Consider the following 16,385-nt stretch of genomic DNA (forward strand, 5'->3'; position numbering starts at 1 on the left):
CCGCCCTTTTCGGATCCGCTCGAGCGGACCCAGGTCGATCAGGCCGGTGCCACGACGGCGGCAAGCACGTCGTGAAGCTCCTTGGCCTCGGCGTCGTTCACAGAGACGACCAGGCGGCCGCCGCCTTCGAGCGGAACGCGCACGATGATGAGTCGTCCTTCTTTCACGGCTTCCATAGGCCCGTCTCCGGTCCTCGGCTTCATCGCTGCCATCGTGGCTCCCTTTCCTCCGGTGGTATGGGATGAGTTTATCGGGTGTCACCGGGACCTGGAGGTCACGGAGCAACAATTGGCTCGAGCTTCACGATCACGGCACCTGCCAGAACGTGCTCCCGAGCGCATATACGTGGTAGATCCAGAACCATTGTCCGACCAGACATGCGGCCAGCACCCCGATGCGCCAGAGGCGTGATCGAGGCACGGCGACCGCACCCCAGAGCGGGCTGAGGGGCAGGAGCAGACGGAAAGTGCTCGACTGCGGGAAGAAGACGGCGAGCAGATACAGCAGGTAACTCGCACTCCACAGCCGAAGATCCGCGCCGAGAGCCCGAACCTGCGGGGAGAACAGGAGCGCTGCAGACGCGCCGATGACCAGCACGGCGAGTACGAGGGGTCCCCACCACTGCGGCATCCCCCAGAGCGCGAACCAGAACTGCGACGCCTGGACCCACCCCTCGAACGGGATGAATCCCTCGACACCGCCGGTGATCCAATGCTGACGCCACGCGAGTTCGGTCGCGAGATACGCACCGCGGTCTCCCGTGACGATTCCCGCGATCGCCTGCCAGGCGAAGCCGGACGCGGTCGCGAGGGCGCCGAGAGCGAGGATGTGCGCGATCTCGCGTCCTGGGAGCGGCTCCTGTGCGCGCCGGATCCAGCGCAGGACACCGTGCAGGCCCAGATAGAGGGCGAAGGCGAGGATCCCCGGGCGGGTGAAGGCCATCACCGGGATGAGGATGTACAACCAGGCGTACCTGCGCCGGATCGTCGCATCGAGGGCCAGGAACAGTAGCAGAAGGAACAGGGTCTCGGCGTAGCCGACCTGGAACATCGCCGCGATCGGCCCGGCGGCGAAGAACACCACGGCCCACATCGCCGCCGAGTTCCCGAGACGCTCGCGAAGCAGACGATGAAGCGCGAGACAGGCCAGGTACCCCGCCACGAGTGACAGCAGGAGAGCCCCGGCGCCCCAGGACCCGAGCACGAACCCGATCCCCTTGGCTGCATATGCGAACACCGGCATGAATGCCCAGGCGTTCTCGACCACGTCGCCCGTGTCCGAGAGCGGCAGCTCGCTCGGATATCCGTTCTCGGCGACCAGCCAGTACCACTGCGCATCCCAGCCGAGAACGAAGTCGATGAGCCCGGCCCCCGCGCCGAAACGCGAGGACGGGGTCGACAGCGAAGCGGCGATGAGCAGGAACGCCGTCGTGACGGCCCGTGCGCCGAGGTAGATGACGGCGACACGCAGTGCGACCGGCGACATCGCCCAGCGGCGTGCGATGCTCAGCGCGACGTGAGCCATGCGCGAAGGCCCCGCTCCACGGCGTCGATCTGCGCGAGGGGAACGCGCTCCTCATCGTGGTGGGCGAGATGCGGGTCGCCGGGTCCGTAGTTCACGGCGGGGATCCCGAGGGCGGAGAAGCGCGCGACGTCGGTCCAGCCGTATTTCGGCCGGGGCTCTGCGCCGACGGCGGCCACGAACTGCTTCGCGATCTCGGCGTCGAGGCCGGGACGCGCACCCTCGGCGGCATCCGTGATCTCGATGTCGAAGCCGGCGAGGACTCCACGCAGATGGGCCTCGGCGTCGGCCGCCGACTTGCTCGGCGCGAACCGGTAGTTGACCTCGACCTCGCACGCGTCCGGGATCACGTTGCCCGCGACTCCACCCGCGATGCGCACCGCGCTCAAGCTCTCGCGGTACAGCAGCCCCTCGACCAGCACCTCCTTGGCGCGGTACTCCGCCAGCCGGGTGAGGATGGGCGCGGCGCGGTGGATCGCGTTCTCACCGATCCAGGCGCGTGCGCTGTGGGCGCGCACGCCGCTCGTGCGCACGAGCGCGCGGAGAGTGCCGTTGCACCCGCCCTCGACCTCGCCGTTGGACGGCTCCCCCAGGATCGCGAAGTCGGCCTCGAAGAGATCGGGGCGCACGGCGGCGAGCAATCCGAGGCCGTTCTTCGAAGCCTCGATCTCCTCGTTGTCGTACCACATCCACGTGATGTCGATCGCGGGGTCGGTCAGTTCGGCCGCGAGCTTCAGCTGCACGGCGGTGCCCGCCTTCATGTCGACGGTGCCGCGCCCCCAGAGATAGGGCACCCCGTCGATCTCGATGTCGCGGGTCGGCAGGTTCGCGTTGATCGGCACGGTGTCGATGTGACCGGCGATCGCGACGCGCTGTGCCCGGCCGCGGTCGGTGCGGGCGACGATCGTGTTCCCGTGACGGAAGACGTCGAGGTGCTCCAACGGCGTCACCGCTGCCTCGATCGCATCGGCCAAGCTCTTCTCCTCACCGGAGACGCTCGGGATATCGCAGATCGCACGGGTGAGGTCGACGGAGGACGCGGTCAGATCGAGCACCATGGGTCAAGACTACTTACCCCGTCACGAGTGACGTCGCCATCCCTCGGGGGCGATAGCGTGGAGGGATGAGCGACGCACGCACTGTATGGGGTATCGGACTCACCACGATCGCCGGGGACGGCACCGTCCTCGATGCGTGGTACCCCGAGGTGCGGACAGGCGCCTCCACCTCCGACGAGGTCGCGGTCGCCGCACTCGAGCCCCTCGCCGGGCCCGACGAACGGCGGAACGTCACGCTCGAGGTCGTGCAGCTGGAGATCGACCTCGACGCCGCCCCGGCGTCGACCGCGGACGCCTACCTGCGTCTGCACGCACTCTCCCATCTGGTGGTGCGTCCCAACGAGCTGAACCTGGACGGCATCTTCGGGCACCTTCCGAACGTGGCCTGGACCAACGCCGGTCCCGTCCTTCCCGCGGATGCCGCTCGCCTGCGCCCGCACCTCCAGCGCGCCGGCATCCAGGTGCAGGGGCTCGACAAGTTCCCCCGCCTGACCGACTACGTGCAGCCTTCCGGCGTCCGCATCGCCGACGCCTCCCGTGTGCGTCTGGGCGCGTACCTCTCCCCCGGCACGACCGTCATGCACGAGGGATTCGTCAACTTCAACGCCGGCACGCTGGGCGCGTCGATGGTCGAAGGACGCATCTCGCAGGGCGTGGTGGTCGGCGACGGCAGCGACATCGGCGGAGGCTCGTCGATCATGGGCACCCTCTCCGGCGGCGGAACGCATCGCGTGTCCATCGGAGCCCGCACGCTGCTCGGCGCGAACGCCGGCATCGGCATCTCGCTCGGTGACGACTGCGTCGTCGAGGCCGGGCTCTATGTCACGGCCGGCACCAAGATCGTCCTCGTCGACGGGCCCGTGACCGCCGATGGCGCACGCAAGAGCGTGAAGGGGGCCGAGCTCTCCGGTCACGATGGGGTGCTCTTCCGCCGGAACTCGCTCAGCGGTGCAGTGGAGGCCGTGCGTCGCGCCGGTGTGGGAGTGACGCTGAACGAGGCGCTGCACGCCTGAGAACGCCGCCCAGGGGACGCCTGCCCCACTCCTGCAGGCGGCTGACGACCCGCGCGGAAGTCGACATGCGGCCGACGGCATGCACGCACTGGTAGACTGACGGAGTTGCGTGTACCGCCGGTCTCGTAACATCGTCGTCGTCACGGGGTCTCCGAGGACCGAAGCGAGCGGAACCGCTCCCACCACCAGCATCAGCTGGCCTTTCGAACGGCGAACCGATGCGCAATTCCTGCGCCGTCGCCCACCTCACCCCTTTATCTCGCGCCGTTCATTCGGGCGCTGACGGAGTTTCTGCATGTCTACTTTCCTTGAACTCGGCGTTCCCGCCGAGCTCGCCGCCGTTCTCGCCGATTCCGGCAAGACCGAGGCGTTCGCCATCCAGCGCGACACCCTTCCCGACTCCCTCGCCGGACGCGACCTCCTGGGTCGCGGACGCACGGGCAGCGGCAAGACCATCGCCTTCGCCCTGCCGCTCGTCGCGCGCCTCGCCGCTTCCGGCGGACAGCGCCGTGCCGGCCTCCCGCGCGGACTCGTCCTCGCCCCCACGCGTGAGCTCGCGACGCAGATCGCCGCGACCATCGCACCTCTCGCCGAGGCCGCGGGCCTGCGCGTCACGACCGTCTTCGGCGGCGTCAGCCAGCGTCCGCAGGAGCAGGCGCTGCGCGGCGGCGTCGACATCGTCGTGGCCTGCCCCGGTCGACTCGAAGACCTCATGAAGCAGCAGGTGGTTCGCCTGAGCGCGATCGAGGTCACCGTGCTCGATGAGGCCGATCACATGGCCGACCTCGGCTTCCTGCCCGGCGTCACCCGCATCCTCACCGCGACCCCGGCCGGTGGACAGCGTCTGCTGTTCAGCGCGACCCTGGACCGCGGCATCGACACCCTCGCCCGCCGCTTCCTCTCGAACGCGGTCAGCCACGAGGTCGACGAGGAGAGCGTGCCCGTCGGCGAGATGACCCACCGTGTGCTGGTCGTCGACTCCACCGACAACAAGACCGCCCTCGTGCGCGAGCTCGCCTCGGGCACCGGTCGCCGCATCCTCTTCACCCGCACCAAGCACCAGGCGAAGAAGCTCGCGAAGCAGCTCACCGCCGCGGGGATCCCCGCCGTCGACCTGCACGGCAACCTGTCGCAGAATGCGCGCGAGCGCAACCTCGGCGCCTTCTCCGCCGCTCCCGAAGACGGCGGAGTGCGCGTGCTCGTGGCGACCGACGTCGCGGCGCGCGGCGTGCACGTCGACAACGTCGACCTCGTCGTCCACGTCGACCCGCCCGTCGAGCACAAGGCGTACCTGCACCGTTCCGGCCGCACCGCGCGTGCCGGTGCCGCGGGCACCGTCGTGACCGTCGTGCTCCCCGAGCAGCGCCGCGACGTCAAGGATCTCCTGCGCAAGGCCGCCATCTCGGCTCCGCTCGAAGACGTCACCACAGCGGCCGTCACCGCGCTGGTGCCCGAGCGCGCAGCGCATGTGCGCCCGGCCCCCGTGCAGGCTCCGCAGCAGCAGCGCCAGTCCTCCAAGCAGCGCCCCGCAGGCGGCGAGAAGAGCGGAGCGGCCAACCCGCCGTCGCGTCGCCGTCGTCGTCCCCGCGCCGGTGCTTCCGGCACGGGCGCAGGTGGTGGCTACTCCACGCAGAGCCGCTCCCGTCAGGGCGGCCGCAGCTCGCAGGGTCGCTGAACACTCGAGCCGCTGACTTCAGCTCAGCACGGCGCCCTCTCCGCTCGTCGGAGGGGGCGCCGTGCCGTTTCCCCGCGACGAATGCCGGGAATCTGAATCCACCGCGTCGCTGCCAGACGACGAAAGCGCCCCCTCCGTCGTGCGGAAGGGGCGCTTTCTCGTCTGGACTCAGCGCGTCGGGAAGGAACGCTCGGGCGCTCCTGTGTACAGCTGCTGCGGGCGACCGATCTTGGTCTGCGGGTCGAGCTGCAGCTCACGCCACTGCGCGAGCCAGCCCGGCAGACGGCCGATCGCGAACAGCACCGTGAACATGCGCGTCGGGAAGCCCATGGCCTTGTAGATGACGCCGGTGTAGAAGTCGACGTTCGGGTACAGGCGACGCTCGCGGAAGTAGTCGTCGGCCAGCGCGAGCTCCTCGAGCTCCTTCGCGAGGTCGAGCAGAGGGTCGGTGACGCCCAGGGAGGAGAGCACCTCGTCGGCGGCCTCCTTGACGAGCTTGGCGCGAGGGTCGTAGTTCTTGTAGACCCGGTGGCCGAAGCCCATCAGCTTCACGCCCTCTTCCTTGTTCTTCACGCGCTCGACGAAGCGAGCGACGCTCTGACCGGAGTCGCGGATCTGACCGAGCATGGTCAGCACGGCCTCGTTGGCACCGCCGTGGAGCGGGCCGGAGAGAGCCTGGATGCCGGCGGAGACCGACGCGAACTGGTTCGCGCCGGTGGAGCCCACCAGGCGGACCGTGGACGTGGAGGCGTTCTGCTCGTGGTCCTCGTGCAGGATGAGGAGCAGCTCGAGAGCCTTCGACATCACCGGGTTGACCTCGTACTCCTCGCTGTGCACACCGAAGTTCAGCTTCAGGAAGTTGTCGACGAAGCTCAGCGAGTTGTCCGGGTAGAGGAACGCCTGGCCGACGCTCTTCTTGTGCGCGTAGGCCGCGATCACGGGGAGCTTGGCGAGCATGCGCACCATGTTCAGCTCGACGTGCTCCGGGTTGTGCGGGTCTGTCTGCCCCTCGTAGTAGGTCGAGAGGGCGGCGACGGCCGAGGACAGCACCGACATGGGGTGCGCCGTGTGCGGCAGAGCCGAGAAGAAGCGCTTGAGGTCTTCGTGCAGCAGCGTGTGACGACGGATCTTCTCGTCGAACTCCGCGAGCTCGGAGGCGGACGGCAGCTCGCCGTAGATCAGGAGCCAGGCGACCTCGAGGTAGCTGGTGGAGCCCGCGAGCTGCTCGATCGGATAGCCGCGATACCGCAGGATGCCCTTGTCACCGTCGATGAAGGTGATCTCGGACTTCGTGGAGGCCGTGTTCACGAAACCGTAGTCCAGGCCGGTGTATCCGGTCTGTCGGGTCAGCGTCGAGAAATCGATGCTGTCGTGCCCTGCCGTGCCGCGCAGCACCGGGAATTCGGCGGTCGTGTCGCCGATCGTCAGCTTCGCCGTCTGGTCTGCCGCTGCACTCACGCGGACCTCCTCGTTGTGTCCGCCCCCGCTCGTCGCGGTGATGTCGAACAAGATCTTGATCAAGCCTGAACTGGCGATCTCACGGCGCTCAAGCGCCAGGTCGGGTCACGACCGAATCGCCTTTACAGCCTAGTAGTCACACAGGCCTACTGTGACATCCGCCAAACAGAAGGACCCTCCGAGGAGGGAACCTACATATCGGTTGCCATATCGGTTGTGGAGAGTCGACGCGCGGCCTCGCAGACGTGCGCGGTCGGCGCGGTGAGTGCGAGCCGGACATGCTGTGCGGAGTCGGCTCCGTAGAAGGGCCCAGGGCCTGCGAGGATGCCGAGATCAGCGAGTCGCGCCATCGACTCCCAGGCGTCGCGCCCCTCGGTCGCCCAGAGGTACAGCCCCGCCTCGGAACCCTCGATGCGGAAGCCCGCCGCCTCCAGCGCAGGACGAAGGGCATCGCGACGGGTGCGGTAGAGCTCCTTCTGCACCGCGACGTGCTCATCGTCTCCGAGAGCGACCGCCATCGCGTGCTGCACCGGTGCGGGCGGCATCAGCCCGAGGTGCTTGCGTGCCGTGAGCAGCTCTCCCACGATGCGCGCACAGCCGGCCACGAACGCCGCACGGTATCCGGCGAGGTTGGACTGCTTGCTCAGGGAGTAGACGCTGAGCAGATTCGCACGGCTTCCGCCGGTCACCCGCGGGTCGAGGATCGAGGGGATCGGCTCGGTCGCCCACTCGCCGTCCCACCCCAGCTCGGCATAGCACTCATCGCTCGCCAGGACGGCTCCGAGCTCGCGGGCGCGGCTCACGGCTGCGGCGAGCTCGTCCACGGTCCAGGTGCGGCCGTCCGGGTTGCCCGGGGTGTTGATCCAGATGAGCTTGGTGCCCTCCGGCCAGTCCTGCGGGTCATCGGCGGGCAGGGGCGTGGCCCCCACGACGCGCGCACCGACCTCGTAGGTCGGATACGCCACGCGCGGGTGCACGACGATGTCGCCGGCCCCCAGACCGAGCAGAGTGGGCAGCAGCGCGACGAGCTCTTTCGAGCCGATCGTCGGGAGCACGTTGTCGACGCGGAGGTCGGGCACTCCCCTGCGTCGGGCGTACCAGTCCACGATGGCCTCGCGCAGCGTCGGCGTGCCGACCGTCTGCGGGTAGGCATGGGCGTCCGTCGCCTCGGCCAGCGCACGCCGGATGATCTCGGGGGTCGGGTCGACGGGAGATCCGACCGACAGATCGATAAGCCCGTCCTGGTGCCTCTCGGCACGCTCACGGAACGGGACGACGGCGTCCCACGGGTAGTCGGCGAGGTCGCGGACGCTCACGAAGCGCGCCTACTCGCCCTGCGGCGGCAGAGCGGCGATGATCGGGTGGTCGAACGAGTAGACGCCGACCTTGGCGGCGCCGCCCGGGGACCCGATCTCGTCGAAGAACTCGACGTTGGCCTTGTAGTAGTCCTGCCATTCGTCGGGCAGATCGTCTTCGTAGTAGATGGCCTCGACGGGGCACACCGGCTCGCAGGCACCACAGTCGACGCACTCGTCGGGATGGATGTACAACGAGCGTTCACCCTCGTAGATGCAGTCAACGGGGCACTCGTCGATGCAGGCGCGGTCCTTGACATCGACGCACGGGAGGGCGATCACATACGTCACCCCCTCAGTCTACGACTCGCGAGCCTCGGGTTCTTGCGCGGCGGGTGCCTCCGTGCGCACGGGAAGACGTCGCACCGAGGGCCAGGCGATCACGAGCAGCACGATTCCGGCCACCAGGTAGGTCCAGATCTGCCCCGCGAACGACGCGGGCACGACGACGGAGCCTCCGGGACCCTCGCCCGAGATCAGCACCAGCATGCCGATCATCCCCAGCCCCGCTGCCACGGCGGCACCGCGGTCGTGCGTGAGCGCGCGCACGGCGATCAGGATGGCCGCGCAGGCGATCGCGGCGACGATCATGCCAACCGGGATCGGACCCCACATCACGCTGTGGCTGATCGTGCCGGCGATGCCGTAGACACCGCCCACCAGGGCGGCAGCGATCCACGACAACACTCTCGACATCCAGCTCACGCGCACCTGTCGATCCTACCGAGGAGGCCCGCACGATCCCGATCAGAACCTGGCAGGGTCAGGCCGCGACTCCGAACAGACGAAGGAGGGCGGCCACCACCGCAGCCGCCACCACGACCACGAGGAAGGACTGCCGCAGCCACAGCAGCCCGCCCGCGACCAGCAGAGCGGGCACGCGCGCATCCACGGTGATCGCCTGCCCGTCCCCCAAGGTCTGCACAGCCACGAGAGCCGCCAGGAGCGCCACCGTCAGAAGATCAGAGATGCGGGCCGTGCGCGGCGCCTCGAGCACCCGGGGCGGCACCAGGTAGCCGGCAGCCTTGAGGGCGAGGCATATCACCGCCGCGAGGAGGATGGCGCTCCAGAGAGTCATGACGTCGCCTCCGGTCCCGCGTCGGTCGTCTCGACCGATGTCGCAGGCCGCCCCATCCAGTTGAACCAGCCGACGGCGATCGCGACGACCGCGGCGACGAGCACCGGAAGTCCGGGCATCAGCATCGGGGTGAAGGCCGCGGCGACCACAGCCGCGGCGATGCCGACCACGACGGCCTGACGCTGGCGGAGTCTCGGCCACAGCAGAGCGAGGAATGCCGCAGCCGCCGCCGCATCCAGCCCCCAGGCCTTGGGGTCTCCGAGCACGTCGCCCACGAGTGCCCCGACGAGGGTGGTGATGTTCCAGCCGACGAAGATGCCGATCCCCGTCACCCAGAATCCGACCTGCCGCAGCCGCGGGTCGCTCTGCGAGATCGCCACCGCCGTCGACTCGTCGATCGTGAAGTGCGCAGCAGCCGCCTTGCGCACGGGTCCTCCCCCGACGATCGGCGACATCCGCATGCCGTAGGCGACGTTGCGCACCCCGAGAAGCGCCGCCGAGGCGATCGCCGAGGGCAGCGCGGCGACGCCGCCCGCAGTGAAGACGCCGACGAAGGCGAACTGGGATCCTCCGGTGAACATCAGCAGGCTCAGCACACACGTCTGCCAGACGTCGAGACCCGAGGCCACGGCGAGGGCGCCGAAAGAGATGCCGTAGGCACTGGTCGCGAGAACGACGCCGAGCGCCTCGCGCCAGACCTCACGCTCGGCGGTCATCACACACCACTCGAACCACTGTTCGCTTCACTGAACACATGATCATAATTCTGAACACCGTCGCGAGGATAGTCAAGCGAACGAACGTTTGACATGATGAACACATGGAGGAACTTCGCACACGCATCGCCCGCACCCTGCGTCGGGAGCGAGAGGCGGCGAGTCTGTCGGTGTCCGAGCTCGCTCGACGAGCCGGCATCTCCAAGGCGACGGTGTCCCAGCTCGAGAGCGGAGCAGGCAACCCCAGCGTCGAGACGCTGTGGGCGCTCGGCGTGGCGCTCGGCGTACCCTTCGCCGTGCTGGTCGATCAGCAGGCCAACGCACCGACCCTCATCCGCGCAGACGACCTCGCGGGCGTTCCGTCCTCCGCAGCCGCGTACAGCGCGACGTTGCTGTCGGCGAGCCCTCCCGGCGCCCGCCGGGACATCTACCTGATCCAGGCCGAGCCGGGCGACGCCCGCCGTTCCGACCCTCATCACCCCGGGACGATCGAGCACGTGGTCCTGATGGCGGGACAGGCCAGGATCGGCCCGGTCGACGAACCAGTGCTGCTGGGCCCTGGCGACTACCTCACCTACGCCGGAGATGCTCCGCACATCTTCGAGGCGACGGCGCCCGGCACCAGCGCGGTGCTCATCTCCGAGCTGCGCTGAGCGTCACTCCGACCCGGCCGCCGGCGACGGGTCGGGGATCTCGTGCGGCCGATACTGCGGGAGCCGCGAAGCCGGGAGGATCGCCAGCGCGCTGATACCCGCGAGCAGGAGCAGGCCGAGCTTGAGAGTGCCGAGCCGGGACTCCTCGTTCACGGCGACGGCTGCGTCGACCTGTTCCGGCGTCGCGTCCGTGGCCTCGAGCGCGGCGCGGAGATCGTCGTTGCTGACGAAGTTGAGGTTGTCCATGTCGACCTGTGCGACGAGTGACGGCGGAAGCTCGGGATGCTCGACGACAGCGCGACCGATACTGAGCCCGAGAAGAGAGACCAGCAGCGCCCCTGCGAGCGCGGTGCCGACGGCCGAGGCGAGGTTCTGCGTGGTGCCGCGCAGCGAACCCACGTCTCCGGCGAGTTCGGCGGGGGCCGCCGTCACGAGGACGTTGAACACCAGCGTCACCAGCGCGCCCTGTCCGATGCCGAAGACGATGAGCCCGGCGATCGTCGGGATGGTCTCCCAGTTGTTGTTCACGACGAACGACAACCACACCAGCGCGACCGTGGTCAGGATGAAGCCGACCACGCCGATCGTCCGCGGCGGGAAGCGCCGGTACAGCCGCACCACGAGCGTGGCCGTGACGAAGACGGTGAGGTTGAACGGCATCATCGCCATCGAGGTGTCGAACGGGGTCCTGCCCTGCACGATCTGGATGTAGAGCGGGATCGTGAAGTTCACGCACGCCTCCAGGGCGACCACGATGAACATGGCATACACGGCGGCCCGCTCACGCGACGAGCCGAGCACGCTCAGATCGATCAGGGGAACCCTCCCCTCCGACATCCGTCTCCGCGTCCACAGGAAGAAGGCCTGCCCGAGTACCAGCCCCACCACGATGAAGACGGGGGCAGGCGAGAGCCCGATGACGTTGAAGGGGGCGTCGGCCGTCGCCGCCACCGCACCCCAGGAGTTCAGGTTGTTGAACCCGAGCGTCAGCAGCACGATCGCCGCGCCGATGAGGAGTGAGGCGACGAGGTCGATGCGGATCGACGCGTCTCCGCGATCGCCGCGCAGGGTGAAGCTCAGTGCGAAGACGACGACGGCGATCCCCAGCACGATGAAGAACATCGGCCGCCAGCCGACCAGGGTCCCCAGGGTGCCGCCGATCAGGAAGGCGCTGACACCCGAGATCGCGCGCGCCGAACCGATGGCGCCGATGGCGGTCGCCTGCTGCTGGCCGCGGTAGTTCTCGGCGATGAGTGCCACGATCGACGGCACGATGATCGCTGCGGCCGCGCCGGCGACGGCCTGTCCGGCGATCGCCCACCACACCGTGGGCGCCAGGATCATCATCACCGAGGAGGCCGCGAACAGCGCGATCACGATCCGGAAGATGAGCACCCAGCCGATCCTCTGACCGAGCTTCGCGCCTGTCATCACGAGCGCGGCCACGGCGAGCCCGTACATGACGATCGTCGTGCTCGCGACCGTGGGCGGGACGCCGAACTCGCTCACCATGCCGCCGAGCGAGATCGGCAGCGCGGCGACGTTGAACGACATCAGCACCTGTGCGAGGAACAGGCTGACCATCGGGAACCACGAGGTCTTGGTCTGCTCCGGCTGCGTCTGGGTCATGACTGCTCCTGCGGTGCGGGTGAGGGTGCGGTCGCGGAGGCTTCACGACGCGCCGGGGCCGAGGCGAAGAGGTTCAGCCCCAGAACACGTGACAGGTATCCGATGGCCATCTGCGAGCGGATGGAGTTCCCGGCCTCGTCCAGTCGCGGCGAGAATCCGGCAACCGCGCCCTTGCCGGGTGCGACAGCGACGATGCCGCCGGCGACACCGGACTTCGCCGGGAGCCCGATCTCGAACAGCCAGTCGCCGGATCGTTCGTACAACCCCGTCGACGCGACGACAGCGAGAGTGTCGCGGCACACCTCTTCCGAGACCACCCGCTCTCCGGTGACCGGATTCACTCCCCCGTCGGCGAGCGTCGCCCCCATCACAGCGAGATCGTGAGCCGTGACGCTCAAGGCGCACTGACGCGTGTAGACGTCGACCACCTCGTCGGGATCGCCCGACAGCCGACCATAGCTGCGCAGCAGACGACCGAGAGCGCGATTGCGGTCGTTCGTCTGCGCTTCCGATGCGTAGACCACCCCGTCGAGACTCAGCGGACGCCCGGCGAAGGCGGAGAGCCCCTCACGAACGCGCTCCCACTGCTCGACCGCGGTGGCGCCGGGCATGAGGGCGGTCGTGGCGATCGCACCGGCGTTGACCATCGGATTCATCGGATGCCCGTCGTTGAGCTCGACCGCCACGACGGAGTTGAAGGCGAGTCCGGTGTTGTTCACGCCGACGATGTCGCGCACGCGCTCATGGCCGTGCTCCTGGATCGCCAGGGCGTAGACGAACATCTTCGAGATCGACTGGATGGAGAAAGGATGCAGAGCGTCGCCGGCATCGTGCAGCCCGCCACCGACCTCGATCACCGCCAGACCGAAGAGCTCCGGATCGACCTCCGCGAGCACGGGGATGTAGTCGGCGACGGTGCCGCCGCGTTCCCCGCGATAGCGGGAGTGCGCGTCGCGCACGATCTCCTCGACGCGATCCCACCCCGGCAGGGAGCCGGTGGAGACCTCCTGCGGCACATCGCGCCACGCTGCCGGGTCGAGCACATCTCCTCCTCGGATCCGTGACGCCCCCAGGTCGTCAGAGTCACCGTAGCGCTCGACGCCCGCCGATGGCTAGAGAATCCTCGGGAGCACGGGCGGGGATCAGTACCAGTTCATGGCCTGCGAATGCGCCCACGCGCTGCACGGAGTGCCGTACACCGACGAGATGTATCCCAGTCCCCAGGCGACCTGAGTGGCGGCGTTCGTCTGCCAGTCGGATCCGGCTGACGCCATCTTGCTGCCGGGAAGCGCCTGCGGGATGCCGGTGGCACCGCTCGGGTTGTACGCCTGGTAGTTCCAGCCGGACTCCTTGTTCCACAGGGAGTCCAGGCAGGAGAACTGATCGCCGCCCCATCCGTAGGTGCTCGACATGATCTGCTGCGCGGAGGCCTTGGCGCCCTCCGGCGTATTCGCTGCGGCCAGCGCGGCCGCCGCCTGCTGCTCCGCGGCGGCCTGAGCTGCCGCCTGCTCCGCCGCGATCCTCGCGGCTTCTTCCTCCGCCTGCTTCTGCTGCGCCGCGGTGAGTGCACTGCGCAGCTCTGCGGTATCGGCGACGACGTCCGCCGTCTCCTCTTCCGCCTTGTCGGCGAGGACGCCCACCAGAAGCACCGGAGTCACGTCGCTGTCATCCAGCTTGTCGATGTCGCTGACGAGGTCGGAGGTGTCGACCGACGTCACGACGCCGACGTCGAGCCCGGAGGCGACGACCTCGGACTCCAGCGTCTCGGCCGCCGCCACAGCGCCCTTCGCCTGTGCCAGGGTCGTCGAGGCGTCTTCCGTGATCTGCGCGAGCGGCTCGGCGCCGGCGAGGGCGGGAGCGGTGACGGCGGACGCGGCGTTCATGGCACCTACGGCGGGGGTGGAGGCGAGGCCGACGCTCAAGGTGATGCCGACGAGGGCGGCCGAGGCGACGCCGAGGATGGTCATCGGGCGGTGGGCGGCGTTTCGGGCGGAGGCTGCCGCGGAGGCGCGCCGAAGCGCACGGGTCTTGTGAAGCATGGGTTCGACTTTCGGGTGGTCGTACGCCCTTGCAGGAGACTCATCGGGAGCTCGTCCCAGGCGCAAGTGAACCACTCTGAACCATGAACCTGAACGAAAACCATCCCTCACCTGGAATTTACATGAGAAGAGGGCCCCATGCGCGCCTTTCGGCGGCACGAGGCCCTCTCACTCGGAGCATCTCCGAGACGGGTTTCAGACGTTCGCGTCCTGGCGCTTCAGGCGGGCGGTCTCACGCGCACGAGTGTTCGCGTCGAGGTTCACCTTGCGGATGCGGACGACCTCGGGGGTCACCTCGACGCACTCGTCGTCGCGGGCGAACTCGAGGCTCTCCTCCAGCGTGAGCTGGCGCGGAGGCGTCATCGACTCGAAGGTGTCGGAGCTCGCCGCACGCATGTTGGTGAGCTTCTTCTCCTTGGTGATGTTCACGTCCATGTCGTCGGCGCGGGAGTTCTCGCCGATGACCATGCCCTCGTAGACCTCCTGCGTGGGCTGCACGAAGAACGACATGCGCTCCTGCAGGGCGATCATGGCGAACGGAGTGACGACACCCTGACGGTCGGCGACGATCGAGCCGTTCTGACGCGTCGTGATGGAACCGGCCCACGGCTCGTAGCCGTGCGAGATCGCGTTCGCGATGCCGGTGCCGCGGGTGGTGGTCAGGAACTCGCTGCGGAAGCCGATCAGGCCGCGCGACGGAACGATGAACTCCATGCGCACCCAGCCGGTGCCGTGGTTGGTCATGTTCTCCATGCGACCCTTGCGGTTCGCGAGCAGCTGGGTGATCGCTCCGAGGTGCTCCTCCGGAGTGTCGATGGTCAGGTGCTCGAACGGCTCGTAGGTCTTGCCGTCGATCTTCTTCGTGACCACCTGCGGCTTGCCGACGGTGAGCTCGAAGCCCTCGCGGCGCATGTTCTCGACGAGGATGGCGAGCGCGAGCTCTCCACGGCCCTGCACCTCCCACGCATCCGGACGCCCGATGTCGACGACCTTGAGCGACACGTTGCCGATGAGCTCCTTGTCGAGACGGTCCTTGACCATACGAGCGGTGAGCTTGTGACCCTTGACCTTGCCCATGAGGGGCGAGGTGTTGGTGCCGATGGTCATCGAGATGGCGGGGTCGTCGACCGTGATGGCCGGCAGCGGACGCACGTCTTCGGGGTCGGCGATGGTCTCGCCGATCGTGATGTTCTCGAAGCCGGCGATGGCGACGATGTCGCCGGGGCCGGCGGAATCGGCGGGGTAGCGCTCGAGGGCACGGGTCTTCAGCAGCTCGGTGATGCGCGCGTTCTGGTGGGTGCCGTCGGCGCGGACCCAGGCCACGGTCTGGCCCTTCTTCAGCGTGCCGTTGAAGACGCGCAGCAGTGCGAGACGGCCGAGGAACGGGCTGGAGTCGAGGTTGGTGACCCAGGCCTGCAGCGGGTGCTCGTCGTCGTACGCGGGCGCGGGAACGTGCTCGAGGATCGCCTCGAACAGCGGCTCGAGATCGTCGTTGTCCGGCAGCGATCCGTCGGCGGGACGGTTCTGCGATGCGGCACCGGCACGACCGGAGGCGTAGACGACCGGCACGTCGAGGAGAGCGTCGACATCGAGGTCGGGCACATCGTCGACCAGGTCGGAGGCGAGACCCAGCAGCAGGTCGTGCGCCTCTTCCTCGACCTCCGCGATGCGGGCGTCGGGGCGGTCGGTCTTGTTGACCAGGAGGATGACGGGAAGCTTGGCCTCGAGCGCCTTGCGCAGCACGAAGCGGGTCTGCGGCAGCGGGCCCTCACTCGCGTCGACGAGCAGCACGACACCGTCGACCATGGACAGGCCGCGCTCGACCTCGCCACCGAAGTCGGCGTGACCGGGGGTGTCGATCACGTTGATCGTGATCTCCTTGCCCTGGGCGTGCTTGCCCTTGTACGTGATCGCCGTGTTCTTGGCGAGGATCGTGATGCCCTTCTCACGTTCCAGATCGTTCGAGTCCATGGCGCGCTCGTCGACGTGAGCGTGTTCGCCGAAGGAGCCCGTCTGACGCAGCATGGCGTCGACGAGAGTGGTCTTGCCGTGGTCGACGTGCGCCACGATCGCGACGTTGCGGAGGTCAGAACGGAGGGCGTGCGCCATACAGGTGTCCTAAAAGATGTGGGGTTTCGCCGGGAAGCCGACGTTCCAGGATAACGCAAGCTCAGGGCTTGTTCCTGAAAA

General features: G+C 68.3%; 16 protein-coding genes. 3 read left to right on the forward strand and 13 right to left on the reverse strand.

Annotation, left to right across the window (positions count from 1 at the left end; all coding sequences use genetic code 11):
• Nucleotides 1-38: 38 nt before the first annotated feature.
• The 3 genes from ASC55_RS17260 to dapE form a co-directional block, all read right to left on the reverse strand.
• On the reverse strand, nt 39-212 hold the full coding sequence (locus ASC55_RS17260; protein ID WP_017203323.1) for a DUF3117 domain-containing protein: 174 nt from the start codon (nt 210-212) through the stop codon (nt 39-41).
• 94 nt (nt 213-306) lie between these two features.
• On the reverse strand, nt 307-1,524 hold the full coding sequence (locus ASC55_RS05105; protein WP_055873309.1) for a hypothetical protein: 1,218 nt from the start codon (nt 1,522-1,524) through the stop codon (nt 307-309).
• Nucleotides 1,506-2,579, reverse strand: a complete 1,074-nt coding sequence (gene dapE, locus ASC55_RS05110; RefSeq protein WP_055873311.1) for a succinyl-diaminopimelate desuccinylase — start codon at nt 2,577-2,579, stop codon at nt 1,506-1,508. Before dapE ends, ASC55_RS05105 begins: the two co-directional genes overlap by 19 nt.
• A gap of 65 nt (nt 2,580-2,644) precedes the next feature.
• On the opposite strand from dapE, the gene dapD reads away from it, so the two are divergent.
• Nucleotides 2,645-3,592, forward strand: coding sequence for a 2,3,4,5-tetrahydropyridine-2,6-dicarboxylate N-succinyltransferase (dapD, locus tag ASC55_RS05115; RefSeq protein ID WP_055873314.1), 948 nt, complete (start codon nt 2,645-2,647; stop codon nt 3,590-3,592).
• Nucleotides 3,593-3,887: 295 nt separating this feature from the next.
• Entirely contained in the window at nt 3,888-5,267 is a 1,380-nt protein-coding gene (locus ASC55_RS05120) for a DEAD/DEAH box helicase (protein WP_055873317.1), read from the forward strand.
• Nucleotides 5,268-5,435: 168 nt separating this feature from the next.
• Here ASC55_RS05120 and ASC55_RS05125 read toward each other — a convergent pair whose 3' ends face one another.
• The 6 genes from ASC55_RS05125 to ASC55_RS05150 form a co-directional block, all read right to left on the reverse strand.
• Nucleotides 5,436-6,725 (reverse strand): citrate synthase, encoded by a 1,290-nt coding sequence (locus ASC55_RS05125; RefSeq protein ID WP_055866746.1) that lies wholly within the window; start codon nt 6,723-6,725, stop codon nt 5,436-5,438.
• 191 nt (nt 6,726-6,916) lie between these two features.
• Nucleotides 6,917-8,041, reverse strand: a complete 1,125-nt coding sequence (dapC, locus tag ASC55_RS05130) for a succinyldiaminopimelate transaminase (RefSeq protein ID WP_055873320.1) — start codon at nt 8,039-8,041, stop codon at nt 6,917-6,919.
• 9 nt (nt 8,042-8,050) lie between these two features.
• Nucleotides 8,051-8,371: a ferredoxin gene (gene fdxA / locus ASC55_RS05135; RefSeq protein ID WP_055873321.1), complete on the reverse strand. Its 321-nt coding sequence runs from the start codon at nt 8,369-8,371 to the stop codon at nt 8,051-8,053.
• A gap of 9 nt (nt 8,372-8,380) precedes the next feature.
• Entirely contained in the window at nt 8,381-8,791 is a 411-nt protein-coding gene (locus tag ASC55_RS05140) for a hypothetical protein (RefSeq protein ID WP_055873324.1), read from the reverse strand.
• A gap of 52 nt (nt 8,792-8,843) precedes the next feature.
• Nucleotides 8,844-9,158, reverse strand: coding sequence for an AzlD domain-containing protein (locus ASC55_RS05145; RefSeq protein WP_055864439.1), 315 nt, complete (start codon nt 9,156-9,158; stop codon nt 8,844-8,846).
• Nucleotides 9,155-9,874, reverse strand: a complete 720-nt coding sequence (locus ASC55_RS05150; protein ID WP_055873326.1) for an AzlC family ABC transporter permease — start codon at nt 9,872-9,874, stop codon at nt 9,155-9,157. The genes ASC55_RS05145 and ASC55_RS05150 overlap by 4 nt, the downstream gene beginning before the upstream one ends.
• 104 nt (nt 9,875-9,978) lie before the next feature.
• Between ASC55_RS05150 and ASC55_RS05155 the strand changes: the two genes are divergently transcribed.
• Nucleotides 9,979-10,527: a helix-turn-helix domain-containing protein gene (locus ASC55_RS05155; protein WP_055873328.1), complete on the forward strand. Its 549-nt coding sequence runs from the start codon at nt 9,979-9,981 to the stop codon at nt 10,525-10,527.
• 3 nt (nt 10,528-10,530) lie between these two features.
• Here ASC55_RS05155 and ASC55_RS05160 read toward each other — a convergent pair whose 3' ends face one another.
• The 4 genes from ASC55_RS05160 to typA form a co-directional block, all read right to left on the reverse strand.
• A complete protein-coding gene (locus tag ASC55_RS05160) occupies nt 10,531-12,156 on the reverse strand; it encodes an MFS transporter (RefSeq protein ID WP_055864448.1) in 1,626 nt (541 codons plus the stop codon).
• Nucleotides 12,153-13,199 carry a glutaminase A gene (glsA, locus tag ASC55_RS05165; protein ID WP_055873336.1) on the reverse strand — a complete coding sequence of 349 codons (1,047 nt, stop codon included), beginning with the start codon at nt 13,197-13,199 and terminating at the stop codon, nt 12,153-12,155. Before glsA ends, ASC55_RS05160 begins: the two co-directional genes overlap by 4 nt.
• Nucleotides 13,200-13,298: 99 nt before the next feature.
• A complete protein-coding gene (locus ASC55_RS05170) occupies nt 13,299-14,195 on the reverse strand; it encodes a hypothetical protein (RefSeq protein ID WP_055873339.1) in 897 nt (298 codons plus the stop codon).
• Nucleotides 14,196-14,390: 195 nt separating this feature from the next.
• On the reverse strand, nt 14,391-16,304 hold the full coding sequence (typA, locus tag ASC55_RS05175; RefSeq protein ID WP_053095568.1) for a translational GTPase TypA: 1,914 nt from the start codon (nt 16,302-16,304) through the stop codon (nt 14,391-14,393).
• Nucleotides 16,305-16,385 lie beyond the last annotated feature (81 nt).

It is taken from the genome of Microbacterium sp. Root322, assembly GCF_001425645.1.
GTDB classification, from domain to species: domain Bacteria; phylum Actinomycetota; class Actinomycetes; order Actinomycetales; family Microbacteriaceae; genus Microbacterium; species Microbacterium maritypicum.

Excerpts from the sequence above, each read along its gene's own strand:
- ASC55_RS05150 (WP_055873326.1), bottom strand. The coding sequence starts at position 9,874 with ATGACCGCCGAGCGTGAGGTCTGGCGCGAGGCGCTCGGCGTCGTTCTC.
- ASC55_RS05105 (WP_055873309.1), bottom strand. The coding sequence starts at position 1,524 with ATGGCTCACGTCGCGCTGAGCATCGCACGCCGCTGGGCGATGTCGCCG.
- ASC55_RS05160 (WP_055864448.1), bottom strand. The coding sequence starts at position 12,156 with ATGACCCAGACGCAGCCGGAGCAGACCAAGACCTCGTGGTTCCCGATG.
- typA (WP_053095568.1), bottom strand. The coding sequence starts at position 16,304 with ATGGCGCACGCCCTCCGTTCTGACCTCCGCAACGTCGCGATCGTGGCG.
- ASC55_RS05120 (WP_055873317.1), top strand. The coding sequence starts at position 3,888 with ATGTCTACTTTCCTTGAACTCGGCGTTCCCGCCGAGCTCGCCGCCGTT.
- ASC55_RS05170 (WP_055873339.1), bottom strand. The coding sequence starts at position 14,195 with ATGCTTCACAAGACCCGTGCGCTTCGGCGCGCCTCCGCGGCAGCCTCC.
- dapE (WP_055873311.1), bottom strand. The coding sequence starts at position 2,579 with ATGGTGCTCGATCTGACCGCGTCCTCCGTCGACCTCACCCGTGCGATC.
- ASC55_RS17260 (WP_017203323.1), bottom strand. The coding sequence starts at position 212 with ATGGCAGCGATGAAGCCGAGGACCGGAGACGGGCCTATGGAAGCCGTG.
- ASC55_RS05155 (WP_055873328.1), top strand. The coding sequence starts at position 9,979 with ATGGAGGAACTTCGCACACGCATCGCCCGCACCCTGCGTCGGGAGCGA.
- dapD (WP_055873314.1), top strand. The coding sequence starts at position 2,645 with ATGAGCGACGCACGCACTGTATGGGGTATCGGACTCACCACGATCGCC.
- ASC55_RS05145 (WP_055864439.1), bottom strand. The coding sequence starts at position 9,158 with ATGACTCTCTGGAGCGCCATCCTCCTCGCGGCGGTGATATGCCTCGCC.